Origin of the sequence: Mesorhizobium sophorae, from assembly GCF_002270415.1 — a bacterium.
GTDB lineage: Bacteria > Pseudomonadota > Alphaproteobacteria > Rhizobiales > Rhizobiaceae > Mesorhizobium > Mesorhizobium sophorae.
Map to the genome: position 1 here is coordinate 117700 of NZ_NNRI01000008.1, position 26438 is coordinate 144137.

Genomic DNA, 26438 nt, shown 5'->3' on the forward strand with positions numbered 1-26438 from the left:
TCCATGTCGCTCGACCAGCCATCCCTGCGCGCACCCGAACGACAGCTCCAGCCGGCTCCCGAAGACCGGCTTGCCGCGCTGGAACGGGTATGGCGGCGTTTTGCCGGCACCGAAGCGCTGCTCAAGCGCGGCGGCCGCGTCGTCGAAGTGACGTCCACGCACTACAAGGTGCGCGGCCTTTCCGACTTCGCCAGGCTGGGCGACATTGTTGAACAGCGCGGCCATGCCGGCGCACGCCGTGGCGAGGTCGTCAAGATCAGCCGTGACGAGGTCGTCGTGGCACCCTTCGAACGCAGCTCCGATGCGGGCATCGGGGATGCCGTGTTCCGCCGCGGTCCGCTCGCGGTGGCGCCGCACGCCTCATGGCGCGGCCGCACCATCGACGCGCTCACCAGGGCGATCGATGCCGGCCCGTCACTGGTCAGGGGTGACGACACGCCGAGCGGCGCCCGGACCACGCCCGGCGCCATGGCGCGGCAGCGCGTCGGCACCGCCTTCATGACCGGCGTCAAGGTCATCGACATCTTCACGCCGCTTTGTTTCGGCCAGCGCCTCGGTGTCTTTGCCGGCTCCGGCGTCGGCAAATCGACGCTGCTCGCCATGCTAGCCGGCGCCGACGCCTTCGACACCGTCGTCGTGGCGCTGATCGGCGAACGCGGCCGCGAAGTCCGTGAATTTCTTGAGGATACGATCGGCGACAGCATGGCCAAGACCGTCGCCGTCGTCGCCACCAGCGACGAGAGCGCCATGATGCGCCGGCGTGCGCCCGACACCGCCATGCGCGTCGCCGAGCATTTTCGCGACCAGGGCCACCGCGTGCTTCTGGTGCTGGATTCGATCACCCGCTTCGCCCATGCCTTGCGCGAGGTGGCGACGGGAACCGGCGAGCCACCGGTCGCCCGCGGCTATCCCGCTTCGGTGTTCACCGAACTGCCAAAGCTGCTCGAGCGCGCCGGGCCGGGCGCCGAAGGCCCCGGGGTTGAAGGCAAGGGATCGATCACCGCCATCATTTCCGTCCTGGTCGACGGCGACGACCACAACGACCCGGTCGCCGACTCTGTGCGCGGCATCCTTGACGGCCATGTCGTGCTCGACCGTGCGATCGCCGAACAGGGCCGCTATCCGCCGGTCAATCCGTTGTCGTCCATATCGCGTCTTGCCGGCAAGGCCTGGAGCGCCGAACAGCGCGCGCTGGTGACAAGGCTGAAATCGATGATCGCCCGCTTCGAGGACACGCGCGACATCCGTTTGCTGGGCGCCTATCAGGGCGGCGTCGACGCCGAGCTCGACATTGCCGTGCGCCAGGTGCCGCTGATCTACGAGGCGCTGACGCAATCGCCCAAGGATCGTCCGTCCGCCGAACCGTTCTCCGATCTCGCCCGTCACCTCAAGGGTAAGCTGAATGCCGATGCAGGAGACTGAACGCCAGTACACCGAGCGTATCCTGCGCGAGATGATCGCGGAGGCCAACGCTGCGGAACAAGCCAGGGCTGACGAAGCCAGATTTGCCAAGGCAAAGGCTGCCCGCGCCATAGCTGCGAAAGCCGAGGCTGTTCTAGCCAGGGCTGCCAAGCCAATCCTGCCCAGGGCTGCCAAGCCAATTCTGCCCAGGGCTGCCAAAGCCGAGCCTGTTCGGTCCAAGGCTGCTGAGCTCGCCCTGCCCAGGGATCCCCAGGCGGAGGCTGGCGAGATGACCCAAGCCAGCCGCGAGTCGCTGATCGACGGCCTGTTCTCCCGCACCGAATGGCCACAGCCGCCAAAGGCACAGTTTCCAAGGCTGAAAAAACAGTCCGACCGCCGCAGCGATTTCGTCGTTGCCGCGCTCGGCCTCACACTAGGGCTGATCTGCGCCCTGTTTCCCTGGTACATCTTCTTCAACCAGGAACAGTTTGGCGTCCAGGCGATCAAGTTCGGCGGCACCGGCACCAATTCGGGACGGGCGGGCGGCGGCGTGGTCGCCGAACGCAGCGCGCCGCTGACGGTAAAGGACGTTCCGGCGGCCAATCTCGATCTGTTTGCCACGGGAACGGTGCAGGATGACGCCAATCCCGCGCCGGCGCCCGATGAGCAACCCTTCCCGGCCGACGCCGCGAAATTCCGTATGGTTCATGTCGCCAACGGCCGCGCCATGATCGAGGACGATGCCGGACTATGGATCGTCCAGCGGGGCTCGATATTGCCCGACTCCAGCCAGGTGTCTTCCATCGAGCAGCGCAACGGCAAATGGGTCATGGTCACCAGCACCGACCAGGTGATCGAACTCTCCAGGTAACGCCCCGTCTCGGGCGTCCGGCCATCCGCAAGGTCCGCGCAAGACTGGCGGCCTAGTCTTCGGGAACCCGCCCGGAGATTCCCATGGAGCCCGTTTCCCTTTTCGATCTCGCCGCCAAGCAAGCGCAATGGCTTGCCGTGCGCCAGTCCGCTATTGCCGGCAACATCGCCAACGCCAACACGCCGGGCTACACGGCAAACGATGTCGAGCCGTTCGAAAAGGTGCTCGACCGCACCGCGGTGTCGCTGCAGGCCACGCAGGCCGGCCATCTCGGCAACGCCGCGACCAATGCCGGCTTCACCGTCAAGCCGCAGGAAGATGACGGCGTTGTGATGCCGTCCAAGAACTCGGTCGTGCTGGAAGATCAGCTGATGAAGGCCGGCGAAGTGCGCCGCTCCTTCGAGCTCAACACGGCGATCGTCAAGGCGTTCCATTCGATGATGATGATGGCGGTGAAGAGCTGACCATGGACGCGCTGATCTCAGCCCTCAAAGTCGCAGCATCCGGCCTCGGCGCCCAATCGGAGCGCTTGCGCGTGGTTTCCGAAAACCTGGCCAACGCCCAGTCGACCGGCACGACGCCAGGGTCCGATCCCTATCGCCGCAAGACCATCAGCTTCGTCTCCGAGCTCGACCGGACCTCCGGCAGCTCGACGGTCGAAGTGAACTCGATCGATCGCGATCCAAGCGACTTTCCCGTCGAGTTCCAACCCGGCAACGAGGCCGCCGACGACAAGGGCTATGTCAAGATGCCCAACGTCAACGTGCTGATCGAAATGGCCGACATGACCGAGGCCAACCGTTCCTACGAAGCCAATCTCCAAGTCGTCAAGCAGGCGCGCGACCTGATTTCCATGACCATAGACCTGATGAGGAACCAGTAATGATCAGCGGCATCGGAGCCCTTCAGTTCAAGTCCTCGGTCGGTGGCGATGACGCGGTGACAAGCCTGCTCCAGGGCGGCGCGACCCCCTCGGCCGGCGGCAATATCGGCACCTCCTTCGCCGAGGCGCTGAGCCAGGCGGCCTCCAAGACCGTCAGCACGATGGCGAATGCCGAGCAGGTATCGGTGCAGGCGCTCAAGGGCGACGCCGACACCCGTCAGGTGGTCGACGCCGTGATGAGCGCGCAGCAGGCGCTTCAGACCGCCGTCGCCATCCGCGACAAGGTGGTTTCCGCCTATCTCGAAGTCAGTCGAATGGGCATCTGAGGAACTCCGCCATGAAAGCACTCGCCATCGCCGCCACCGGCATGAATGCCCAGCAGACAAACCTGGAAGTCATCGCCAACAACATCGCCAACATCAACACCACCGGCTACAAGCGCGCACGCGCCGAATTCTCCGACCTGCTGTACCAGGTCGACCGCACGCAGGGCGTGCCCAACCGCTCCAATACCTCGCTGGTGCCGGAGGGCGTCTCGATCGGCCTCGGCGTCAAGACGACGGCCGTGCGCAACGTCCACACCCAGGGCGAACTGACCAGCACCGGCAACAGTTTCGACCTGGCGCTGACCGGCAGGGGCTGGTTCCAGATCGAAGGCGCCGACGGCGGCACGCTCTACAGCCGCGCCGGCGCCCTCAACACCAACGCCACCGGACAGCTGGTGACGGTGGACGGCGCCAGTGTCATTCCGGCAATCACGGTTCCCACCGACGCCGTCGAGGTTATCGTCAACAAGACCGGCCAGGTCTTCGCCCGCATCGATGGCCAGGCTGACCTGCAGAACCTCGGCCAGATCCAGATCGCCAATTTCGCCAACGAAGCGGGGCTCGCCCCGCTCGGCGACAACCTATTCCAGGAAACCACGGCTTCCGGGCCGGCGAATGTCGGCGTGCCGGGCGATCCCGGCTTTGCCACCATCCAGCAGGGCTATCTCGAGGCCTCCAACGTCGACCCGGTCAAGGAAATCACCGAGCTGATCTCGGCGCAGCGCGCCTATGAAATGAACTCCAAGGTCATCCAGGCCGCCGACGACATGGCCTCGGTCGTTTCCAAGAACATCAGGTAGGGATGATGGCCATGCCGATCTCCTGCTCCGCATTCCGCCGCACCGCGCTTGTCCTTGCGCTGGTGGCCGGCTGCATGCCGGCTTTCGCCCAGGAATCGGCAGATCAATCGGCCACTCAGATCGCCAGCAACCAACCTGCCGGCGAGGTCGTATTGATTCCCAACCGGGTTATCTATCCCGGCGAGACCATCGAGCTTGGCGCGCTCAAGCGCGTGACCCTGATCGCCGGCAAGCACAAGCCGGACGCGGTCGCCACCCGGGCCGAGGAACTCGACGGCAAGGTCGCCAAGCGCACGCTTCTGCCCGGCCGCTACATTCCCTCCGCCGCCGTCCGTGAGGCCTGGCTGGTCGAACAGGGTGCGTCCGTGCAGGTCTTCTTCATCGCCGGCGGACTGACGATCTCGGCCACCGCGGTGACGTTGCAGCCGGGTTCCGCCGGCGACCTTGTCAAGGTCCGCAACGTCGACAGCGGCAAGATCCTGTCCGGCACGGTGATGGCGGATGGGACCATCCAGGTCAGCGCTTCATGATGCGCGGACTTGCTCTGATCCTGGCAGCCGTGCTCGGCCTGCAGCCGGCGCTGGCCGACGGCCTGACGCCCAAGGCCAAGCGCGAGCTCGCCGCCAAGAATGGCGGCGTCTACGACGATCCCGAATACAATCCGGCCACCACCAGCCGCATGTTCCGGGTTTCGTCGGGGCCGAGTTCGCTGCCGCCGGGCCAGGTCGCCTCGCGCATCAAGGACATCGCCCAGCTGCAGAGTTCGCGCGACAACCAGCTGGTCGGTTACGGCCTGGTCATCGGGCTTGCCGGGTCGGGCGACAGCCTGCGCAACTCTCCGTTCACCGAACAATCGATCCGCGCCATGCTCGAAAATCTCGGCATCGCCACCGAAGGCGGCAGCGCACGCGCCAAGAATGTCGCCGCCGTCATCGTCACCGCCAACATGCCGCCCTACGTGCAGTCCGGCGCCCGCATCGACATCGACGTCTCCTCGATGGGCGATGCCACCTCGCTCGCCGGCGGCACGCTGATCATGACGCCTTTGAAGGCGGCTGACGGCGAGATCTATGCCGTCGGCCAGGGCTCGGTCATCGTTTCCGGCTTCACCGCCAAGGGACAGGCCGAGCAGCTGACGCAAGGCGTGCCGACTTCCGGCCGTGTGCCGAACGGCGCCATCGTCGAGCGCGCGGTCCAGGCCGAGTTCGACGATCAGGCGACGCTGACCCTGCAATTGCGCAACCCCGACTTCTCGACCGCCATTCGCATCGCCGACGCCATCAACGACTACACCAGCCAGCGCTTCGGCGCGCGGGTTGCGGCCGAGCGCGATTCCCGCACCGTGCAGATCAGGAGGCCGAAGGGTGTTTCGGCGGCCCGCTTCTATGCCGAGATCGAAAACCTGGTGGTCGAATCCGACACGCCGGCCCGCGTCGTCATCGACGAGCGCACCGGCACCATCGTCATCGGCAACGACGTCAAGATCTCGCGGGTCGCCATCAGCCACGGTACGCTCACCGTGCGCATCACCGAAGCGCCGCGCATCGTCCAGCCCGAGCCTTTCTCCAGGGGCGAGACGGCCGTCGAGCCGTTCACCGCGATCGACGCCAGCCGGCCCGATGCCCGCGTCGCCGTGCTTGACGGACCCGATCTCGAAACGCTCGTTTCCGGCCTCAACCGTCTCGGCGTCAAGCCGGACGGAATCATTGCCATTCTGCAGGGCATCAAGTCGGCCGGCGCCCTGCAGGCCGACCTGGTTCTGCAATAGGCGATGCCGATGACGCGCTCCCTCTCACGCCAAGAAAGACGCCGCGCCGCCGCAATCCTGTTCGCGGCCAGTGTTGTCGCAATGTCCTTAGTCGCCAGCACGGCGCGCGGCGAAGAAACGGTTCGCCAGGTCCTGCCGGGCGCGCCTGCGGCCGAGCCACCGCAGCAATTGACGCGACAGAAGGCGCCGGATCAAAGTGAGATCGAGCGCTTCTGCTCCAACATCGCCGACGCCGCCCGCGACCGCCGCTATGCCTTGCAGGCGGAAGAGATGAAGCAGCTGCAGGCCGGTATCGACCAGCGCATGAAGGCGCTGGAGGAGAAGCGGGCCGAATACGAGACCTGGTTGAAGCGGCGCGAGGTTTTCCTGGCCCGGGCCGAAGACGGCGTCGTCCAGATCTATGCCGGCATGAAGCCCGACGCCGCCGCCGAGCGACTGGCCATCGTCAACGCCGACCTGGCGGCGGCCATATTGATGAAGCTCGATTCACGCAAGGCGAGCGTCATCCTCAACGAAATGGACCAGAAGGCGGCGGCAACGCTCACCGGCATCATGGCCAGCGCAGCCCGAAGGGTAGATCCGTCATGATCCGCAAGTTGCTCGTCGTGTGCGCGGTCGCCGGGCTGTCCGGTTGCGGGACCAACCTGAAGGAGGTCGGCAAGGAGCCGGCTTTGTCCCCGGTCGGCTCCGGCATCGACGGCGGCAACACCTCGTCCCTCTATCGCTATCCGCAAACGCCGCCCACGCCGGTCAAGAAATTCTCCTTGTGGGATGACCGCCAGAGCCGGCTGTTCACCGACCCGCGGGCGCTGTCGCAGGGCGACATCCTGACCGTCAAGATCAAGATCAACGACAGGGCCAACTTCAAGAACCAGAACGACAGGAGCCGCACCGCCAACCGCAAGCTCGGCTACGACCTCAGCGCGCAGTGGGACAAGTGGAGCACCGCCGGCAAGGGCGCCGGCGCTCTCACCTCCACCACGGACACGACGGCCGACGGCGAGATCAAGCGCTCGGAAACGCTTGAACTCAATGTCGCGGCCATCGTCACCGATGTCCTGCCGAACGGCAATTTGATGATCACGGGATCGCAGGAAGTGCGCGTCAATGCCGAGCTCAGGGTGTTGACCCTCGCCGGTATCGTGCGGCCGGCCGATATCGGCGCCGAGAACACCATTCCCTACGAACGCATCGCCGAAGCGCGCATCTCCTACGGCGGGCGCGGCCGCATCACCGAGGTCCAGCAACCTGCCTACGGCCAGCAGATTCTCGACCAGGTCCTTCCGTTCTAGGATTGGGGAACACGGCACCGTGGCAAACGTCGAACAGGTCCAGCCGCGCAAGGGTCCCTCCTTTGCCATCCAGGCCGTCATGCTGCTGGTTGTGACGGCGGCCGCCATCGGCATGGGCTGGGTGTCCGGCGGCTATCTCAAGGGCGTCGGGGCACCGGCGTCGGTGCCGGTCGCGCCCGAGAACGAAGGCAAGACCGCGGAGCCCGCCGCAGCCGGTGAGCCAGGCATGGGGCCGACGCTCGTCGTGCTGGCGCCGATCACCACCAACATCGCCTCGCCCGCCGATACCTGGATCAGAATGGAAGCGTCCGTCGTCTATGACGGGCCGCAGCCCCAATCCATGTCGGATGACATCCACCAGGACCTTCTGGCCCTGGTGCGCACCTTGAAGATGCATCAGATCGAGGGTGCCAGCGGTTACCAGCACCTGAAGGCCGATCTCGAGGAACGCGCCTCGATCCGAAGCCAGGGTCACGCCAAGCAGATTCTTATCAGGACATTGCTGCTCGAATGAGAAAGTTCCTTCTCGCCACGGCGATGATCGCCGCCGCCACCTCCGTCGCGGCGGCGCAGCAACTCGATCTCGGTGGCATCGGCAAGGCCGATGGCACCACCGTCGGCTACATCATCCAGATGTTCGGCTTGCTGACGGTGCTGTCGGTGGCACCGGGCTTGCTGATCATGGTGACGAGCTTCACCCGTTTCGTCATCGCCTTCTCGATCCTGCGCGCCGGCATCGGCCTGCAGTCGACGCCCGCCAACCTCATTCTCATTTCACTGTCGCTGTTCATGACCTTCTATGTCATGGCGCCGACCTTCGACCAGGCCTGGAACACCGGCGTCAAGCCGCTGATGGACAACCAGATCACCCAGACCGTAGCCTTCGACAAGATTTCGGATCCATTCCGTACCTTCATGCTGCGCAATGTGCGCGACAAGGATTTCGACCTCTTCGCCGATCTCGCCCGCGAGCGCGGCCAAACTGTTTCGCGCGACACCGTCGACCTGCGCATCCTGGTGCCCGCCTTCATGATCTCGGAAATCCGACGCGGCTTCGAGATTGGCTTCCTGATCGTGCTGCCATTCCTGGTCATCGACCTGATCGTCGCCACCATCACCATGGCGATGGGCATGATGATGCTGCCGCCGACGGTGGTGTCGCTGCCGTTCAAGATCCTGTTCTTCGTCCTGATCGACGGCTGGAATCTGCTTGTCGGCAGCCTTGTGCGCTCCTTCAACTGAGCGCTGGCAGCTGATCCCTGGCGGCTGGTCGCTATCGCGGTTCCCCAGCGCAGAATTCAAGCAATATATTTTCGATTAACCGTCCGGTTTAGCCCTTTGGTAGGGACTTGCCCGCATATTCGCTCGCAGATGGCGGGTGATCGATTTCGAAGATCATTGGCATGATGCCGCACCGTCATACCGGGAGGCCCGGTATGTCAAAAAAACACCTGTAAAATCAAGGTACGAGTACCATGTCCAGCATCATGACGAACTCCGCCGCGTTGACGGCTCTGCAGAGCCTTAACGCCACCAGCAAATCCCTCCAGGACACCCAGGCCCGCATCTCGACCGGTTACCGCGTTTCGCAGGCCTCGGACAACGCCGCCTATTGGTCGATCGCCACCACGATGCGCTCCGACAACCAGGCAATGTCCACCGTTTCGGACGCACTCGGCCTCGGCGCTTCGAAGGTCGACACCGCCTACACCGGCATGAACAGCGCGATCTCCACCATCAACCAGATCAAGGCCAAGCTGCTGGCATCCTACGGCCAGACGGACGCCTCGAAGGAAAAGACCCAGGTCGAAATCGCCGCCCTTCAGGACCAGATGAAGTCCTTTGCCACCGGCGCCACCTTCTCAGGCACCAACATGCTGTCCGTAGACAGCGGCGCAACAGCCACGACAGCGGCCGATGTGAAGATCCTTTCGGCCTTCAACCGTGACGCCGCCGGTGCGTCTTCGATCTCGACGATCGACGTCAAGGTGGAAAACATCAAGCTCTATGAAGCTGGCACCACCGCGACACTCAACAAGGGTATCCTGGACTCGCAGCGCACGGGCTCCACCGGTGTGGCCACCCTCACGGCCGTTGCCGTGACCCTGGGCGCCGCCGCAACGGCCACCGACACCTACTCAGCCGCCAGCCTGAAGATCTTCGACACCGCAACGGGCAAAGCCGCGGGCGACGATCAGATCAAGCAGATGATGACCGTCATCGACTCCGCGCTCGCCGACATGACCAACGCCGCCACCACGCTCGGCGCCGCCAAGAGCAGTATCGACCTGCAGAAGACCTTCACCTCCGACCTGATGGACTCCATCGATCGCGGTGTCGGCCAGCTCGTCGATGCCGACATGAACAAGGAATCGACCCGTCTGCAGGCCCTGCAGGTCCAGCAGCAGCTCGGCGTCCAGGCGCTGTCGATCGCCAACGGTTCGTCGCAGTCGATCCTGTCGCTCTTCCGCGGCTAATCGCCTTCGCCTGATCACAGTTCGCACTAAAAATCGGGCCGCGCCAAAAGCGCGGCCCGATTTGCGTTTGCTCGACTTGCCTTTGCAAGCCTCGCACAATGCTCGTTCCTTAACTCTCAAAGGCCAGCTTTTAACAGGCTGTTAACCATGCCGCGCTAGTTATGGTTAACCAACAGCTTACGACCGTTGGCGAATCGGTCCGACCGGCACGATGCCACCCGTTGAACAGGCCTGTCCGGCATGTCTGAGCATGTCGGTTTTTGAAAAGGAGCGACTTTCTTGGCGAGCATCATGACAAACGCTGCGGCGTTAACCGCACTTCAAAGCCTCAGCGCCACCAACAAGTCGCTCGAACAGACGCAGGCTCGCATCTCGACGGGCTATCGGGTCTCGCAGGCCTCGGACAACGCCGCCTACTGGTCGATCGCCACCACGATGCGCTCGGACAACTCGGCCCTGTCGACGGTGCAGGATGCGCTCGGCCTCGGCGCCTCGAAAGTCGACACCGCCTACACCGGCATGAACAATGTGCTGACCACGATCGGCCAGATCAAGACCAAGCTGCTTTCGACCGTCGGCCAGACGGATGCCGCCAAGGCAAAAACCCAGACCGAGATCAATGCGCTTCAGGCGCAGATGAAGTCCTTTGCCGATGCGGCGACCTTCTCCGGCTCGAATTTCCTTGCGGTGACCTCCAAGCAGACTGCCGCCCCCAATGACGGCGTCCAGGCCGACTCCCAGATCGTGTCCTCGTTCAATCGCTCCTCGTCGGGCGCCGTCTCGATCGGAACGATCGACATCGATGTCGAGGGCACCAAGCTTTTCGACTACGGCCTTGCCACCGAGGTCAAGAACCGCGGCACCCTCGATCGCCAGACTTCGATTTATGCCACGGGAGCCGCCCAGACCCTGTATGACAACGCCTATGCGACCGCGCTCGCTGGCGGAGCAACGGACATCGCGGCAAACACCGCTGGCCAGGCAGCGGCGGGAGCGGTCGTCCCCAAGGTCGACAACATCTCCGCCTACAACCTCGACATCACCGCGGCCGGCGTAACCGACGACATCATCACCCAGATGGTGACCAGGATCGACAAGGTCATGGCGCAGTTGACCGATTCCGCAACCATCCTCGGTTCGGCCAAGAGCAGCATCGACCTGCAGAAGACCTTCACCCAGAGCCTGATGGATTCCATCGACCGTGGTGTCGGCCAGCTCGTCGATGCCGACATGAACAAAGAATCGACGCGGCTCCAGGCGCTGCAGGTTCAGCAGCAGCTCGGCATCCAGTCGCTGTCGATCGCCAACAGCGCTTCGCAGAGCATCCTGTCGCTGTTCAAGAACTAGTCGCGGGCGTCACCGGCGCCCTCCTTTTCGCACTCCGATTAACGGGCCGCGCCGCAAGCGCGGCCCGATTTCATTTTCGCACAAGCTTCGAAGACTACTGTTCCGGCGGACAGTCATGCTGGGAGTCGTCGAACCGTGCCGGAACAGATCCAGAGCATCATCTCGAATCTTCGCGGCTTTGGCGTGAAGCGCCTTGCCATGCTGGCTGGCATCGCCGTTCTGGTGATGGGCGTCATCGGCATCGCCTCGGTCTATCTCAACCGTCCCGCCTACGACACGCTCTATGTCGGTCTCGACCGCGCCGACGTGAACCAGATCGGCCTCGTGCTGGGCGAAGCCGGCATCGGCTTCGATGTCGGCGCCGACGGAACCTCGGTGCTGGTGCCGGCCGGCACCACCGCGCAGGCGCGCATGCTGCTTGCCGAAAAGGGCCTGCCGACCAGCGCCAATGCCGGCTACGAACTGTTCGACAATGTCGGCTCGCTCGGCCTCACCTCCTTCATGCAGCAGATCACCCGCGTGCGCGCGCTGGAAGGCGAGATCGCCCGCACCATCCAGTCGATTTCAGGCATCAAGGCGGCGCGCGTCCACATCGTCATGTCCGAACGCGCCAATTTCCGCCGCGACGAACAGCAGCCTTCGGCATCGGTGGTCATCCGCTACGCCGGCATCGACGCCGAGAAGAGCGCCATGTCGATCCGCCATCTCGTCGCCGCCGCTGTCCCCGGCCTGTCGGCCGACAAGGTGACCGTGCTCGATTCCAGCGGCAATCTGCTGGCCGCTGGCGATGATCCTTCCAACACCAGCGCCGCCCGTACGCTCGGCGTCGAGCAGACCGTCGAGGCGCAGATCGGCGACAACATCCGCCGTGCGCTGACGGCCTATCTCGGCCCTGACAACTTCCGCGCCAGCGTCAAGGCCGAGGTCAACACCGACACCCGCCAGACGGAAGAAACCATTTTCGATCCGAATTCGCGCGTCGAGCGCTCGGTGCAGTCGGTGCGCGCCAACGAAAACAACAACCAGAAGCAGGCCTCGACCCTAGCCAGTGTCGAGCAGAACCTGCCCGAGACCCAGGCAACCGCCACCGACGGTCCGCAATCCTCCTCGCAGAACGACCGCAAGGAAGAGATCACCAACTACGAGATCAACTCGAAGAAGATCGCCACCGTCTCCAACGGCTACACCGTCACCAAGATGTCGATCGCCGTCGTCGTCAACCAGCAACGCCTGGTGACCATCCTCGGCAAGGACGCCACGCCGGAGCAGATTGCCAAGCGCGTCGCCGAGATCCAGAAGATGGTGACCTCGGCCACCGGCTTCGACGACAAGCGCGGCGACGTCATCGACGTCTCGGCGGTCGAGTTCATCGACGGGCTGGACGGCGAGGCGATCCCGCAGGCTGGGATGCTCGATTCTATCGGCCAGCATGCCGGCACGCTGATCAACGCCGGCGCCTTCATCGTCGTGGTGTTCCTGGTCGCCTTCTTCGGCCTGCGGCCGATGGCGGCGGCGCTGACGGCAAAGGCGACGCCGGCCCTGGCAGGCCCCAGCTACGAAGACGTCCAGCGCTCGCTACCGACACCCGAAGCAAGTGCAAACACCGAAAGCGCTGGCGTCGGCGCCTTACCCGGTGCGCGCCCCGGTCCGACACCGCTCGACGATCTTCGCCAGAAGATCAGGCCGGCGCCGCAGGAGCGGCTTGCCCGAATGGTCGACCTCAACGAGGAGCGCACCGCGCAGATCCTGCGCAAATGGGCCGCTCAGGAAGTCGCGGCCTAAACCATGCCCTCCGTAGCCCTTTTCGACCTTCTGCCTGATTTCGGTACCCGCACGCAACGTGCCGGTCAGCCCCGGGCCGCGGCCGATCCCGAACACAAGCCAGACGCGCCGGCGCCGCAAGCCGATATCGGCACGCTGATCGCGGAAGCGGTTGCCCAGGCCGAGGCGGCACTCGATGCACGCCTGTCGATTGCCCATGAAGCCGCGCTCGAAGCCGAACGCCAGGCCAATGCCGAGGAAGCACGGGTATTTCTCGAAAGCCTCGGCGACGATGTCGGCAAGGCTGTCTCGTTGCGCATCGATGCCATGGAGGCGCGCGTGACCGGGCTGGTCGCCGCCACCGTCGCCCGCATGATCGGCGGCATCGTCAGCGACGATCTGCAGAAACGCTCGATCGAGGCGCTTGCCGGCGCGATAGGCGAGGCGGTCGGCGATGCCGAAGCGGTGCGCATCGCCGTGCGCGGCCCGCTCTCGCTGTTCGAAACGCTGAAGGCATCGCTCGGGCCCCGCGCCGCCAATCTCGACTTCACCGAGACACCAGGCTTCGATCTCACGGTCGCCATCGACGAGGCGGTGTTCGAGACGCGCATGGCCGAATGGTCGACGACCCTTTCCGAGGTCCTGGCATGAGCGTCGCCGATGCCGGACAGGTTCACCAGGAGATCATCATCGTTCGTCGAGGTCACGACGACCATGACGATGCCCACCATGGCGGCGTCTGGAAGATCGCCTTCGCCGACTTCATGACGGCGATGATGTGCTTCTTCCTGGTCATGTGGCTGATCAATGCCGCCAACGAGCAGACCAAGGCAGCCGTCGCCAGTTATTTCAACCCGGTCAAGCTGGTCGACCGCAATTCGAGCCGCAAGGGTCTGGAGGATCTCGGCGACGGTCCGCGCGCGATGGGAACGACGGCCGACAACCCGCAGAAGGCGACCAACAAGGCCGGCCAGGACGGCGATGGCTCCGCGGACCGCAAACAGGAGAAGCAGGAACTGCCGCAGGCGGAACACTCCGACGAGCATCTGTTCGCCGACCCCTACGCGGTGCTGTCGGAAATCGCCACCGATACCGGCGTCATGCAGAATGTCAGCCAGAAGGGCGATGGCGGCGCCCAAGCAGCCGGCCCGGCGACCGGCGCTTCCGGCGGCGCCTCCTATCGCGATCCGTTCGAGCCTGATTTCTGGTCGCAGCAGGTGGCGGCGCCCGGCGCCGAAGCCAGCGCCCAGCGAGCCAAAATCGAGGGCGATGCGGCCAAGCCCGGTGACAAGGTTGCCGAGACGCAAGTGCCCAAGGTCAAGGCCGTGCCACCGGTCGCGGCCGCACCTGTCGAACCGCCGGCAGAGGACGCGACCGGCAAGCCAGCCGCGAACCCCGCCACGACAACGACGAAGGCCGGCGACACCAAACCAACAGACACGAAGCCAAGCGACGCGAAGCCGGGCGAGACCAAACCAGACGACAGCAAAGCCACGGACGCAGCCAAGGCCGAGGCCAAAGCGCAAGAGGAAGCCAAGCCCGACACCGGAGAGAAGGCGCCGACCGCCGCCGCCGTCAAGGCCGCGGCCGACGTCAAGCGGCAGTTGGCCGACGCCTTCAAGCCCGGCGACAAGCTGCATGACGGCGTCTCGGTGGAAGCTACCGACAAAGGCGTCGTCATCTCGATCACCGACCAACTCGACTTCGGCATGTTCGAGGTCGGTTCGGCGCTGCCGCGCCGCGAACTGGTGCTGGCGATGGAAAAGATCGGCCGCATCGTCAACAGCCAGAAGGGCAGCATCAGCATCAACGGCCACACCGATGCACGGCCATTCCGCAGCGACAGCTACGACAATTGGCGGCTGTCGACGGCGCGCGCGCATTCCGCCTACTACATGCTCGTGCGCGGTGGCGTCGATGAACGCCGCATCACAGAGGTCGCCGGTTTCGCCGACCGCCAGCCGAAGGACCCGGCGAATCCATTGGCGGCTGTGAACCGCCGCATCGAAATCCTGATGGCGGCCGGCGGATGAGGCGGGCGGCCGTCACCAGCCGGTTGATTGGCTTGTTGCTGCTGGCCTGCGGATATCCGTCAGCCGGCTTCGCCCAAGACGCGTTGCAGCCGTATCAGCTGGTGCGCTCGCTCCAGCTCATCCAGGACCGCATCGCCGCTGGCGATCATGCCGCCCTGCCGATGCAGGCCAAGCTCCTCGAGATGGTGGATGCGCGCCTGCGCACGGCGGACGCCGAGGATTTCAAGGATCCCAAGAACTTTCGCGCCCTGCTTGTCTACGGCATGAGCGGCGGCAACCCGGTGACTGTCGAGGCTGCCACGTCGCGCGCCACGACGGACCCGCAAAGCCTTGCCGTGGCCAAAGGGGTGATCGACTATCTCAATGGCCGGCCTGGCGAGGCGATCGAAGCGTTGAAGCCGATCGATCCGATGACGCTGCCTCCCGACCTCGGCGCTTTCCTTGCCCTGGTCAAAGGCTCGCTGCTTGCCGGCGACCAGCCGGCTGCGGCGCTCGGTTTGCTCGACGAGGCAAGATTGCTCAGCCCCGGCACGCTGGTCGAGGAAGCAGCACTGCGCCGTTCGGTCGGCATTGCGGGTGCGCAGGGTGACGCGGCACGCTTCGCACGCGCGTCGACCCAGTATGTCGAGCGCTACCTCTATTCGCCCTATGCCAGCCAGTTCGCCGACTCCTTCGTCTCCGGCGTCATCGCGCTGCATATGTCGATCAGCCAGGACAAGCTGGCCGACATCACCTCGATGATGGATCCCGAGCGTGAGAAGGTGATCTATCTGCGCATCGCCCGCCGTGCCGCGATCGACGGTCTGAACGACCTGTCGGCCTTCGCTTCGGCGCGAGCCGAGCAGGGTCGCGACGGCAACACCAACCAGGACGATCCGCGCGCCCTGCTTTACGCCAGTCTTTCCACCGTCACCTCGGGCACCATCGAAGACGTGCGCGCCAAGCTCGGCAAGATCGACCGCAGCAAGCTGTCCGAAGGCGACCGCGCCTTGCTCGACGCCGCCCAGGCCATTGCCGGCGAAGTCGTCGCACCGCCCGCCCCCCTCCCCGAGGAAATGCCAGTTCCTGTCGCGACCGAGCAGCCGCCAGGGCCCGAAACTGTCGCGGCGCAGGGCGCCGACGCCAGCGGGCTGCCACCCGTCGAAGGCGCCATCGGCGAGCAACCCGCCGTCGCTGCCGCCTCCGGCGGACCAGCAACCAGTGCTCCGGTAGCGCCGACGGTTGCGGCTGCACCAGCCGATGCGGCGACCGTCGTGCAGGCGTCGGCGCCATCGCCCGCGGCCAGTCCCGAGCCCACCGACCCGACCGATGCCGCCATGACCAGAACACGTCGACAGCTCGACCTGATCGACCAGATGCTTGGAGCCGCCCCCAAATGACCACCAGCCTCGGCTCGGCCTTGCCGGGATTTGCCGCCGCGCGCGCGACGCCGGAGCAACCGGCCGCGAACGGCAAGAAGGACAACGCGGGCTTTGGCAAGATCCTGCATGGCGAGGCCAGTCCGGCCCGCCCGGAACGGCATCCGACGACCGAGGCGGGATCGCGCGAGCAGCGCTGGGGCAAGCTCGCCGCCAACCTTGCCGGGCATGGCGGCAAGGCCGAGCCGACATCGGCCGACACCGGAAAGATCGTCTCGGCCAAGGTGCCGACCGCGAAAATCGGCAAGGCAGATTTGGAAGCCAAGGACAATTTGGAAGCGAAGTCGCACAAGGACGATGCCGACGCCGAAGAGACGGCGCCTGACGCGGATGCCGTGCCACTTCAGGATCACCTGCCGCTGCTGATCGCGTTCCATGACCTGCGCCATTTCTCGACATCGACCAAGGCAAGCGGGCGCGACGCGGCTAACGGCGAGAGCCCATCGGACCCGGCGCTTGACGCGCAGGCTCCGCTGTCGAAGACCTATCGGTCGAAGTCCACGACCGGAAACCAAGTTCTCGAAACCAAGTCGAAGCCTGAGCAGGTGTCGATCGTCGACGGGCCTTTGACAGAGCTTGACGGCCAGCTGCCGAGCGCTGACGGCGTTGCCTCCAGCACGCCGAAGCGCGACACCGTCGTAACGGCCCAGAAGCTGCCGGAGGCCACAACCGCCGATGTGCCCGGCGTGCAATCGAAACACACCGCGCCGGTGATGAAAAGCATCGAGGATGTCCAGTCCTCGTTACGGCCCGAAGCCGGAAAACAATCCCTGTCCGCCACACGCATCGACATCGTGTCGCAACAGAGCGTCCCGGCACCACCGCAAAGTCCCATCAGCCAGGCAGCCCTCAATGTGGTCAACGCCATAGCCGCCGATGGCGGCCCGCAAAAGGCCCTTCCAGCCTCATCCGCGGCCACCCAGCTGGCCAGCCCTGTTGCCGTTCCGACACATGTGTTGAAGATCGAACTTCACCCCGCCGAACTCGGCATGGTGACGGCCAACCTTCGCCTCTCGGGAGAACAACTTTCGATTGAATTGAAGCCCGCAACACACGACGCTTATCGTCGTTTGTCCGCCGACAGCGAGGCCATCGTCAAGTCGCTGCGTGGGCTCGGTTTCGAGGTTGACAAGGTCACGATCCTGCAACCTTCGGTAGCGGTTCCCGCTGCAGCCCGTACCGATGCGACCGCCCCTTTGCCGGCGGCGTCGGGCCGCGATCCGTCATCCTTCCAACCTGGAAACCCGGGTGGCGGCAACAGTGGAGCGGGTGGTCAGCAATCGGGTCAGCAATCCGCAGGAAACCGCAATGATGACGCGCAGGACTACGGCCGCGGCACTTCACCTTCTCGCGAGCGCGCTGGCGGCGATATGTTTATCTAGCGCGGCAGGCGCTGCCGCTGCCGTCACCAACCCTTGCGAGCCGGAGATCCTGCGTGCCGCCGACCGCTATGGCGTGCCGGCCGGCATCCTCTATGCCGTCGGCCTCACGGAGACCGGAAACAAGGGCAGCCTTCAGCCCAACGCTTTGAATATAGAAGGAAAAACGGTCTTTCCGAGAAGCCGGACCGAGGCCCTTGCCGCCTTCGCCAATGCCCGGCGCGAAGGCAAGACGCTCATCGATCTGGGCTGCATGCAGATCAACCATCACTACCACGCGTCCCATTTCCGCAGCGTCGAGGACATGCTCGATCCGCGTCAGAACGTCGACTATGCGGCGCGTTTCCTGGCCAGTCTCCATGCCCGTCACGAGACCTGGTCGATGGCCGTCGCCCGCTATCATGCCGGTCCCGACAACGATCCGGCGCAGAAGATCTATGTCTGCCGCGTCATTGCCAACATGGTCGCCACCGGCTTTGGAAAATGGACCGCGAGCGCCCGCGGCTTCTGCAACCCGTAGGCGTATCTTCGGCATCCAATGCGCCGTTCGCGCAGTCCTGCGTTGTCGTTTTGACTTGGCCAGAACTTGCCGCCGAAAGCATATCTGGTTGCAGGCTAATGCAACCGGCGCGATTCCAGACTCCTAAGAAACTAGCTACAAGAAATGACGGTTGTTCAGGATTCTCGCCAGCGGATACCCCTTTTCTCACGGGGCAAATGATTTGATTCGGAGGCGGGCCGATGATTGTAATCGTTGACGAGCGCGAGCTCGTAACAGAGGGATACAATTCACTTTTCGACCGTGAGGGTGTCGCCTGCGCAGGCTTCGCGCCGGGCGAGTTCGGCGAGTGGGTAAGCTCGGCGGCCGCCACCGACCTGAGGTCGGTCCGAGCCTTCCTCATCGGCGACTGCCGCGAAGGCTCGATCTCTCCCCGTCAGATCCGCGACCGCACCGGCGCACCGGTCATCGCCTTGAGCGAACAGCACTCGCTGGAGAACACGCTGCGGTTGTTCGAGAGCGGCGTCGACGACGTCATTCGCAAGCCCGTCCACATTCGCGAGATCCTCGCCCGCATCACCGCCATCCGCCGCCGCGCCCAGGAAGACGTCGCCTACACCGAGATCGGCGCCATGCGCATCTTCATGGATGGCCGCGACCCCGAGATCGACGGCCAGCCTTTGCCCTTGCCGCGCCGCGAGCGCCGCATCCTCGAATATCTGGCCAGCAATCGCGGCCGCCGCGTCACAAAGACCCAGGTTTTCAACGCCATCTACGGCATCTTCGACGAAGAGGTCGAGGAGAACGTGGTCGAAAGCCACATCAGCAAATTGCGCAAGAAGCTGCGCGAGAAGCTGGGCACCGACCCGATCGATTCCAAGCGCTTCCTTGGCTACCGGCTCGTCTTCTGATGCAGCCCCGCGCCAGCCTCGCGCAAGACAGGATGCGTAGCCTCGTAGCCAGTGGCATCCGCATTGGAGCCAGCGGCATCCACATTGGGGAGACGTTTCGATGAGCCTCTACGGAATGATGCGGACCGGCGTTTCCGGCATGAATGCACAGGCAAACCGGCTGTCCACCACGGCCGACAACATCGCCAATTCCGACACCACCGGCTACAAGCGGTCCTCTGCCGAATTTTCGTCGCTGGTCATGCCGAGCACCGGCGGCGCCTACAATTCCGGCGGCGTCACCACGACGATCCGGCAGGCGGTCAGCGATCCGGGCGTGCTTCAATACACCACCTCGGTCTCCGACCTTGCCGTCAACGGCGATGGCTTCTTCGTCGTTCAAGATCCGAGCGGAACACCTTTCCTGACCCGAGCCGGCGCCTTCGTACCGGATGCCGAGGGCAGGCTGGTCAACGCGGCCGGCTTCCAGCTGATGGCCTACAGCTACGCCAACGGCGTGCCGGCGGCGACAGTGAACGGCTTCGAGGGCCTGACCCCGGTGCTCATCTCCGACCAGGGGATGACGGCAACGCCGAGCACCCAGGGTACTTACAGCGGCAACCTGCCGGCAGGCGCGACGCCGGTCGCCGCCGGCAATCTGCCCACCACCAACGCGGCGGGCGCGCAGTACACCTCGAAATCCTCGATGGTCGCCTACGACAATCTCGGCAACAAGAAGCTGCTTGACGTCTATTTCACCAACACCGGCGCCGGCACCTGGCAGGTGTCGGTCTTCGATCAGTCGAAGGCGACCGCCGGAACGTCGTTCCCTTACACCGGCGGCGCATTGGGCTCGGCCAACCTGACCTTCGACACCACCACCGGCAAGCTCACCGGCGCCGTCAACAGCGTCGGCCTGACGGTGCCCAATGGCGCCGCCTTTTCGCTGGACCTGTCGGCATTGACCCAGCTCGGCGCCGGCTTCACCGTTTCCGACGCCCAGGTCAATGGCAACGCACCGAGCACCATCGACAAAATCCAGATCAGCAAGGACGGCACCATCTCGGCGCAATACAAGGACGGCTCCACCAAGGCGCTCTACAAGATCCCGCTGGCCGACGTGCAGAGCCCGGACCAGCTCAACGCGCTGCCCGGCAACGTCTACGCACAGGGCACCGAATCCGGCGCGGTCCGTATCGGCTTTGCCAATGAGGGCAAGGCCGGCTCCATCATCTCCGGCGCACTCGAGAATTCCAACGTCGATATCGCCGAAGAACTGACCAACATGATCGCGGCACAGCGCAGCTACACCGCCAATTCGAAAGTCTTCCAGACCGGTTCCGATCTGATGGACGTCCTTGTCAACCTGAAGAGATAAAACGGGCACCGCCCGTGAAAGACCCGCATGTCGTTGTCCACTGCACTGAGCATCGCCCAATCGGCGCTTATGAACACCGCGCGGCAGACCAGTGTCGTCTCGCGCAATGTCGCCGACGCCGACAATCCGGACTATTCGCGCCGCCAGGCCGTCGTCACCAGCACGGCGCCGGGCGCGCGTTCGGTTGATATCCGGCGCGCCGCCAACGACCTGCTGTTCCGCCAGAACCTCAGCGCGCTGTCGGCCTGGAGCGGCCAGAACGCGCTCTACAGCGGCATGGATCAGCTGGGCGTATCGGTCAATGGCGTCGACAATGCGTCCTCGCCCTCGACCGCGATCGGCAATCTGCAGCAAGCGCTGCAGCTCTATGCCACCTCGCCGTCCAACCAGAACCTCGGCGCCAGCGTCGTCGACGCAGCCAGGCAGGTCGTGCGATCCCTGAACGAGGGCTCCACGGCGATCCAGGATTTCCGCACCCAGACCGACGGCCAGATCGCCACGGCGGTCGACGACCTCAACTCGCTGCTCAGCCAGTTCCAGGATGCCAACACCGCGGTCATTTCCGGAACCCGTTCCGGCACCGATGTCTCTGATGCGCTCGACCAGCGCGATGCGCTTTTGAAGAAGATATCTGACTATATCCCGGTCTCGACCTTCACGCGCGGCGACAATGACATGGTCGTCACCACTGGCGACGGCACGACGCTGTTCGAAACCATTCCGCGCACGGTCAGCTTCGCGCCGTCGGCCGGCTACACCGCCGGTGCCGCAGGCAACGCGGTCTATATCGACAATGTGCCGATCTCGGCGGGAGCCGGCGGCAACACCAGCGCCAGCGGCAATCTCGCCGGCCTGCTCCAATTGCGCGACAGTGTCGCCTCGACCATGCAGAGCCAGCTCGACGAAACCGCGCGCGGCCTGATCACAGCCTTTGCCGAAACCGCGCCTGCGCTGCCCAATGCAGCCGGCCTGTTCACCTGGTCCGGTGCGCCGGCGGTGCCGGCAGCGGGCACGCTGGTCAACGGCCTTGCCGGATCGATCAGCGTCAATGCGGCGATGGACCCAAGCGCCGGCGGCAATCCGACGCTGCTGCGCGATGGGGGTGCCAATGGTGCCGCCTATGTCGCCAACACCGGCGGCGGCGCCTCCTATTCCGACCTTCTGGTTGCCTATGGCGACCGGCTCGACAAGCCGATGGCCTTCGACCCGGCCGCCGGGGTTTCGGCAACGTCGAGCGTTTCCGACTACGCGGCCAACTCGATCGGCTGGTTCGAGGGCGTGCGCCAGCAGGCATCGACCGCCTCCGACGCCAAGGAAGCGCTGGCATCGCGCAGCGCCGAGGCGCTGTCCAACGCGACCGGCGTCAATGTCGACCAGGAAATGTCCCTGCTGCTCGACCTCGAACACACCTATCAGGCATCGGCCCGGATGATGAAAACCGTCGACGACATGATGACGGCCTTGCTCAACGCGGTGGGATAATCCATGACTTCAGTCTCGTCAGCCGCCATATCGAACGCCATGCGCTCCCAGCAGATGCGCATGCAGGCCGAGCTTGTCAAAGCCACCAAAGAGTCCTCGACCGGCAGGGTCGCCGATGTCGGCCTGGCTCTCGGAGCGCGCACCGCGCAGTCCGTCACCTTCTCGCGCGATCTCGACCGCCTCAACGTCATCATCGACTCCAACGGCCTGGTCGGCTCCCGCTTGTCTTCGACGCAGACCTCGCTTAGCCAGCTCTCGACCGCGGCGCAGTCCTTTCTGTCCGCCCTGACCACCGCGTCCTCGAGCGATTCTTCCAACAGTCTCACCCAAGCCTCGGGCAAGGCGACCATCCAGCAGCTGACCTCGATCCTCAACACCAGCGTCAACGGCGAGTACCTGTTTGCCGGCACCAACACCGACGTCAAGCCGATCAACGACTTCACCGCCGCCGGCTCGCCAGCCAAAGCGGCCTTCGATGCCGCCTTCGTCGCCAATTTCGGCTTCACCCAGGATGACCCGGCGGCGGCCAACATCACCGCCACCCAGATGGACGACTTCATCACCAACGACGTCGTGCCGCAGTTCATGGGCCCGGGCTGGCAAGGCAACTGGTCGAACGCCACCGACCAGCAGATCGTCAGCCGCATCGCCCTAAACGAAACCACCCCGACCTCGACCAGCGCCAACAGCGACGGCATCCAGAAGCTCGCCATGGCGGCGGCCATGGTCTCCAGCCTGATGTCCAGCAACATCAGCCAGGCCGCGAAAAACAAAGTTGTCAGCCGCTCCACCGCACTGGTCGGCGAAGCGCTGAGCGGCATTGGCCAGATTCAGTCCGAGACCGGCATCGTCCAGAAGCGGGTTTCCGATGCGAACGACCGCATGAAAACGCAGGTCGACCTTTTCGAACGGCACATTCTCGATCTGGAAGGCGTCGATCCGGCCGAGGCCGCAACCCGGGTTGCCGACCTGACACAACACATCGAAACGTCCTTCGCGCTGACCGCGCGCCTGCAGCAGCTCAGCCTGTTGAATTACCTGACCTGACAACGCTTAACGGAACGGTAGAGCCCCACCGATGTACCAATTCTCCTACGCCGACATCCAGAGCACCTCTGTCGCCGACGCCAAGGACCGCGAGCGGGAGCTCCTGACACGCTCGATCGACATGCTGTCGGCGGCGGCGGCCGCCGGCCACGGCTCGATGGAAGCGGTCGAGGCACTGCATTTCACCAACCGCGTCTGGACCGCCTTCGTCGAGGATCTCGGCTCCAGCGACAACGCCCTGCCCAAGGAACTGCGCGCCAACCTCATTTCCATCGGCTTGTGGCTGCTGCGCGAGGCAGAGGACATTCGCCAGGGCCGCACCAACAATTTCGAAGGGCTGATCGAGGTGTCCCAGATCATCAGGGACGGCATTCAATGACCAACACGCTGAAGATATCGCTGAAGCCGAACGAGAAGATCTACATCAACGGCGCCGTCATCCGAGTCGACCGCAAGGTCACCGTCGAATTGATGAACGACGTGCAGTTCCTGCTCGAAAGCCATGTCATCCAGGCCGAGGACGCCTCGACGCCGCTCAAGCAGCTGTATTTCATCCTGCAGGTCATGCTGATGAACCCGGCCGGCGCGGCCGAGGCGCGCGAGATGTTCCGGCGTTCGCTGCCGCTGCTGCTGGCAAGCTTCGAGGACGCCCAGATCTGCGCTGGACTGAAACAGATCGACCGCATGGTCGGCGAGGATCATATCTACGAGGCGCTGAAGGCCATCCGCGCGCTCTATCCGCTCGAACGCCGCGCGCTTGGCGACAATGACTATGTTCCGGGTGCCGCGCGCCCGTTGGCTGTGGGAGCACGATACTGATGAACGTGGACATGACGACGACGATACCGACTGGCGCCAACCAGGCCAGCCAGCAGACCTCGAAGACAGCAGTCGACTACCAGTCGTTCCTGAAGCTGCTGATCGCCGAGATGAAGAACCAGGACCCGACCAAGCCGATGGATTCGACGCAGTATGTCGCCCAGCTCGCCACCTTCTCGCAGGTCGAACAATCGGTGCAGACCAACACCAAGCTCGACCAGATCATGTCGTCCTCGGCGCTGTCGCAGGCCGATGCGCTGATCGGGCGCTCGATAACCTCCGCCGACGGCAAGACGACGGGCACGGTGGCGTCGGTGCGCCTCGCCAGCAGCGGCCTGATCGCCGTGCTGCAGAACGGCACCGAGGTCGCGGTCGGCCCGGGCGTCTCGATCAAGGCAGCGAGCTGACGCTTCCGGCAGGGCCAGTCCCATGAACGAGGCCGACGCTCTCGACATCGTCCAGTACGCGGTGTGGACGGTGCTCACCGCGTCTGCCCCGGTCGTGCTGGTCGCCATGGCGGTCGGCATCGGCATCGCCCTCATCCAGGCGCTGACGCAGGTCCAGGAGATCACCTTGACCTTCGTGCCCAAGATCGTCGCCATCATGCTGGTGGTGGCGCTGACCGGCCCCTTCATCGGCAGCCAGATATCGGCCTTCACCAACGTCATCTTCGAGCGCATCCAGAACGGATTCTGAGCAAGTCGACGAAAGCCGCGCCGGTCCGTGCCAAACCATCGGGATCCGCGACCGCGGCGGATGGAGACGTGGACCGCCTCTATCCCATTGTTGGACCATGACCTTTTTCGAAAGGTGTTCGCCCTTTCAACCGCCATGCCCTACTTTCGGCAAATGATCTGAGCAAACGGATCGTCTGACGAGCAGGCACGACATGGCAGGGACCCACCGATGATTGACGAAAAGCCGGAAAGCGAGAGCGTTTCGGCGCTGGCGCCCTTCCGGCACGGCATTTTCCGCGCCGTATGGGCCGCAAGTCTCGTCTCGAATTTCGGTGGCCTGATCCAGGGCGTCGGCGCCGCCTGGATGATGACCACGATCGCCACCTCGTCCTATCAGGTGGCCCTGGTCCAGGCTTCGACCACCTTGCCGATCATGCTGTTTGCGCTCGTCGCCGGCGCCATCGCCGACAGTTTCGACCGGCGCAAGGTGATGCTGGTCGCCCAGACCTTCATGCTGGTCGTCTCCGTGCTTTTGACCCTGTTCACCTATGCCGGCCTGATGACGCCGTGGACGCTGCTGGCCTTCACCTTCCTGATCGATAGCGGCACGGCGCTCAACAGCCCGTCCTGGCAGGCCTCCGTCGGCGATATCGTGCCCCGCAACAAGGTGCCGGCCGCCGTCGCGCTCAACTCGATGGGCTTCAACCTGACCCGCAGCGTCGGCCCGGCGATCGGCGGCATCATCGTCGCCGCTGCGGGTGCGGCGGCGGCCTTTGCGGCCAACGCAGTGAGCTATATCGGCCTGATCGTCGTGCTGGCGCGCTGGAAACCCGACCTGCCGGTCTCGACCTTGCCGCGCGAATCGCTGGGCGCGGCCATGGGCGCCGGCCTGCGCTACGTCGCCATGTCGCCCAACATCGGCAAAGTGCTTGTCAGGGGCGCGGCTTTCGGCTTCAGCGCCGGCGCGGTGCTGGCGCTCTTGCCGCTGGTGGCGCGCGATGTCGTCAAGGGCGATGCCCTGACCTACGGCATCATGCTCGGCGCTTTCGGCATCGGCGCGGTCGGCGGCGCGCTGATCAGCGTGCGGCTACGGCAGCTGCTGTCCAGCGAGACGATGGTGCGCTCAGCCTTCGCCGGCTTTGCCGCCTGCGCCTTCAATGCCGCCGCCAGCCATCACGCCTGGCAGACGTCGCTCGGCCTGCTCGTCGGCGGTGCCTGCTGGGTGATCGCCCTTTCGCATTTCAACGTCACCGTGCAGATGGCGACACCGCGCTGGGTGGTCGGCCGGGTGCTGTCGGTCTATCAGACCGCCACCTTCGGCGGCATCGCGCTCGGCAGCTGGATCTGGGGCGTCGTCGCCGATGCGCATGGCGCCGAAACCGCGCTGATCGCGGCCAGCATCGCCATGCTGGCCGGCGGCGCCATCGGCTTCTTGCTGCCGCTGCCGCAGCAGCAGGTGCTCAACCTCGATCCGCTCAACCGCTTCAAGGAGCCGCACCTTGCTCTCGATCTCAAGCCGCGTAGCGGTCCGATCGCCATCATGATCGAATACATCATCCGCGACGAGGACGTGCCGGAGTTCCTCTCCACCATGGCCGAACGCGGCCGCATCCGCCGCCGTGACGGCGCCCACAACTGGACGCTGGCACGCGACCTCGAAAATCCGGCGATCTGGATCGAGCACTATCATACGCCGACCTGGCTCGAATATGTGCGCCACAATGGACGCATCACCCACGCCGACGCCATCATCGGCGACCGCTTGCGAGCGCTGCACAGCGGCGACGAGCTGCCGCGCGTGCGCCGCATGATCGAGCGCCCGACGACCGCGGGCACGGCGCTCGTGATGGCCAAGGGACCGATCGAGCACTAACCGGGCCCTTTGGGCGA

At 64.7% G+C, this 26438-nt stretch carries 29 protein-coding genes; all 29 read left to right on the forward strand.

Translation table 11 applies throughout. From position 1 onward, the window contains the following. Window positions 1-3: 3 nt before the first annotated feature. The 29 genes from fliI to CGZ66_RS12870 all read left to right on the forward strand — a co-directional run bounded on the left by fliI (window position 4) and on the right by CGZ66_RS12870 (window position 26421). A complete protein-coding gene (gene fliI / locus CGZ66_RS12730) occupies window positions 4-1422 on the forward strand; it encodes a flagellar protein export ATPase FliI (RefSeq protein ID WP_095084505.1) in 1419 nt (472 codons plus the stop codon). After that, a complete protein-coding gene (locus CGZ66_RS12735; protein WP_167392096.1) occupies window positions 1403-2272 on the forward strand; it encodes a hypothetical protein in 870 nt (289 codons plus the stop codon). The genes fliI and CGZ66_RS12735 overlap by 20 nt, the downstream gene beginning before the upstream one ends. Window positions 2273-2355: 83 nt before the next feature. After that, entirely contained in the window at window positions 2356-2736 is a 381-nt protein-coding gene (gene flgB, locus CGZ66_RS12740) for a flagellar basal body rod protein FlgB (RefSeq protein ID WP_095084506.1), read from the forward strand. 2 nt (window positions 2737-2738) lie between these two features. Then, complete coding sequence (gene flgC, locus CGZ66_RS12745) at window positions 2739-3155, forward strand: flagellar basal body rod protein FlgC (protein ID WP_095084507.1); 417 nt, start codon at window positions 2739-2741, stop codon at window positions 3153-3155. Beyond that, entirely contained in the window at window positions 3155-3481 is a 327-nt protein-coding gene (fliE, locus tag CGZ66_RS12750) for a flagellar hook-basal body complex protein FliE (RefSeq protein ID WP_095084508.1), read from the forward strand. The genes flgC and fliE overlap by 1 nt, the downstream gene beginning before the upstream one ends. 11 nt (window positions 3482-3492) lie before the next feature. Then, complete coding sequence (gene flgG / locus CGZ66_RS12755) at window positions 3493-4281, forward strand: flagellar basal-body rod protein FlgG (protein ID WP_095084509.1); 789 nt, start codon at window positions 3493-3495, stop codon at window positions 4279-4281. 5 nt (window positions 4282-4286) lie between these two features. After that, window positions 4287-4811, forward strand: coding sequence for a flagellar basal body P-ring formation chaperone FlgA (gene flgA, locus CGZ66_RS12760; protein WP_245331088.1), 525 nt, complete (start codon window positions 4287-4289; stop codon window positions 4809-4811). Then, window positions 4808-6049, forward strand: coding sequence for a flagellar basal body P-ring protein FlgI (locus CGZ66_RS12765; RefSeq protein ID WP_095084511.1), 1242 nt, complete (start codon window positions 4808-4810; stop codon window positions 6047-6049). The genes flgA and CGZ66_RS12765 overlap by 4 nt, the downstream gene beginning before the upstream one ends. 3 nt (window positions 6050-6052) lie before the next feature. Further along, window positions 6053-6637, forward strand: a complete 585-nt coding sequence (locus CGZ66_RS12770; RefSeq protein WP_167392097.1) for a MotE family protein — start codon at window positions 6053-6055, stop codon at window positions 6635-6637. Next, window positions 6634-7341 carry a flagellar basal body L-ring protein FlgH gene (gene flgH, locus CGZ66_RS12775; RefSeq protein WP_095084512.1) on the forward strand — a complete coding sequence of 236 codons (708 nt, stop codon included), beginning with the start codon at window positions 6634-6636 and terminating at the stop codon, window positions 7339-7341. The genes CGZ66_RS12770 and flgH overlap by 4 nt, the downstream gene beginning before the upstream one ends. Window positions 7342-7360: 19 nt before the next feature. Beyond that, the gene (locus tag CGZ66_RS12780) at window positions 7361-7855 is read left to right on the forward strand and encodes a flagellar basal body-associated FliL family protein (RefSeq protein ID WP_095084513.1); all 495 of its coding nucleotides are present in this window, start codon (window positions 7361-7363) and stop codon (window positions 7853-7855) included. After that, on the forward strand, window positions 7852-8583 hold the full coding sequence (gene fliP / locus CGZ66_RS12785) for a flagellar type III secretion system pore protein FliP (protein WP_095084514.1): 732 nt from the start codon (window positions 7852-7854) through the stop codon (window positions 8581-8583). Before CGZ66_RS12780 ends, fliP begins: the two co-directional genes overlap by 4 nt. A gap of 233 nt (window positions 8584-8816) precedes the next feature. After that, window positions 8817-9818, forward strand: a complete 1002-nt coding sequence (locus tag CGZ66_RS12790; RefSeq protein WP_095084515.1) for a flagellin N-terminal helical domain-containing protein — start codon at window positions 8817-8819, stop codon at window positions 9816-9818. 279 nt (window positions 9819-10097) lie between these two features. Continuing rightward, on the forward strand, window positions 10098-11165 hold the full coding sequence (locus CGZ66_RS12795) for a flagellin N-terminal helical domain-containing protein (RefSeq protein WP_095084516.1): 1068 nt from the start codon (window positions 10098-10100) through the stop codon (window positions 11163-11165). 135 nt (window positions 11166-11300) lie between these two features. Next, window positions 11301-12947 (forward strand): flagellar basal-body MS-ring/collar protein FliF, encoded by a 1647-nt coding sequence (gene fliF, locus CGZ66_RS12800; protein WP_095084517.1) that lies wholly within the window; start codon window positions 11301-11303, stop codon window positions 12945-12947. Between the two features lie 3 nt (window positions 12948-12950). Next, window positions 12951-13577, forward strand: coding sequence for a hypothetical protein (locus CGZ66_RS12805; RefSeq protein WP_095084518.1), 627 nt, complete (start codon window positions 12951-12953; stop codon window positions 13575-13577). Next, window positions 13574-14959, forward strand: a complete 1386-nt coding sequence (locus tag CGZ66_RS12810; protein WP_095084519.1) for a MotB family protein — start codon at window positions 13574-13576, stop codon at window positions 14957-14959. Before CGZ66_RS12805 ends, CGZ66_RS12810 begins: the two co-directional genes overlap by 4 nt. After that, entirely contained in the window at window positions 14956-16338 is a 1383-nt protein-coding gene (locus CGZ66_RS12815) for a chemotaxis protein MotC (RefSeq protein WP_095084520.1), read from the forward strand. The genes CGZ66_RS12810 and CGZ66_RS12815 overlap by 4 nt, the downstream gene beginning before the upstream one ends. Beyond that, complete coding sequence (gene fliK / locus CGZ66_RS12820; RefSeq protein WP_095084521.1) at window positions 16335-17759, forward strand: flagellar hook-length control protein FliK; 1425 nt, start codon at window positions 16335-16337, stop codon at window positions 17757-17759. The genes CGZ66_RS12815 and fliK overlap by 4 nt, the downstream gene beginning before the upstream one ends. Then, complete coding sequence (locus tag CGZ66_RS12825) at window positions 17689-18276, forward strand: transglycosylase SLT domain-containing protein (protein ID WP_167392098.1); 588 nt, start codon at window positions 17689-17691, stop codon at window positions 18274-18276. The genes fliK and CGZ66_RS12825 overlap by 71 nt, the downstream gene beginning before the upstream one ends. Before the next feature lie 221 nt (window positions 18277-18497). After that, window positions 18498-19166, forward strand: coding sequence for a response regulator transcription factor (locus tag CGZ66_RS12830; protein WP_095084522.1), 669 nt, complete (start codon window positions 18498-18500; stop codon window positions 19164-19166). A 100-nt stretch (window positions 19167-19266) separates the two neighbouring features. After that, window positions 19267-20523 carry a flagellar hook protein FlgE gene (locus CGZ66_RS12835; RefSeq protein WP_095084523.1) on the forward strand — a complete coding sequence of 419 codons (1257 nt, stop codon included), beginning with the start codon at window positions 19267-19269 and terminating at the stop codon, window positions 20521-20523. 27 nt (window positions 20524-20550) lie between these two features. Next, window positions 20551-22005, forward strand: a complete 1455-nt coding sequence (gene flgK / locus CGZ66_RS12840) for a flagellar hook-associated protein FlgK (protein ID WP_095084524.1) — start codon at window positions 20551-20553, stop codon at window positions 22003-22005. Window positions 22006-22008: 3 nt separating this feature from the next. Further along, window positions 22009-23052 carry a flagellar hook-associated family protein gene (locus tag CGZ66_RS12845; protein WP_095084525.1) on the forward strand — a complete coding sequence of 348 codons (1044 nt, stop codon included), beginning with the start codon at window positions 22009-22011 and terminating at the stop codon, window positions 23050-23052. Between the two features lie 31 nt (window positions 23053-23083). Beyond that, a complete protein-coding gene (gene flaF / locus CGZ66_RS12850) occupies window positions 23084-23431 on the forward strand; it encodes a flagellar biosynthesis regulator FlaF (RefSeq protein ID WP_095084526.1) in 348 nt (115 codons plus the stop codon). Continuing rightward, window positions 23428-23871 carry a flagellar biosynthesis repressor FlbT gene (gene flbT, locus CGZ66_RS12855; protein WP_095084527.1) on the forward strand — a complete coding sequence of 148 codons (444 nt, stop codon included), beginning with the start codon at window positions 23428-23430 and terminating at the stop codon, window positions 23869-23871. Before flaF ends, flbT begins: the two co-directional genes overlap by 4 nt. Beyond that, window positions 23871-24278: a flagellar hook assembly protein FlgD gene (gene flgD / locus CGZ66_RS12860; RefSeq protein ID WP_095084528.1), complete on the forward strand. Its 408-nt coding sequence runs from the start codon at window positions 23871-23873 to the stop codon at window positions 24276-24278. The genes flbT and flgD overlap by 1 nt, the downstream gene beginning before the upstream one ends. Window positions 24279-24300: 22 nt before the next feature. Beyond that, window positions 24301-24567 carry a flagellar biosynthesis protein FliQ gene (fliQ, locus tag CGZ66_RS12865; RefSeq protein ID WP_095084529.1) on the forward strand — a complete coding sequence of 89 codons (267 nt, stop codon included), beginning with the start codon at window positions 24301-24303 and terminating at the stop codon, window positions 24565-24567. 210 nt (window positions 24568-24777) lie between these two features. Further along, complete coding sequence (locus CGZ66_RS12870; RefSeq protein ID WP_095084530.1) at window positions 24778-26421, forward strand: MFS transporter; 1644 nt, start codon at window positions 24778-24780, stop codon at window positions 26419-26421. The last annotated feature ends 17 nt before the right edge of the window (window positions 26422-26438 follow it).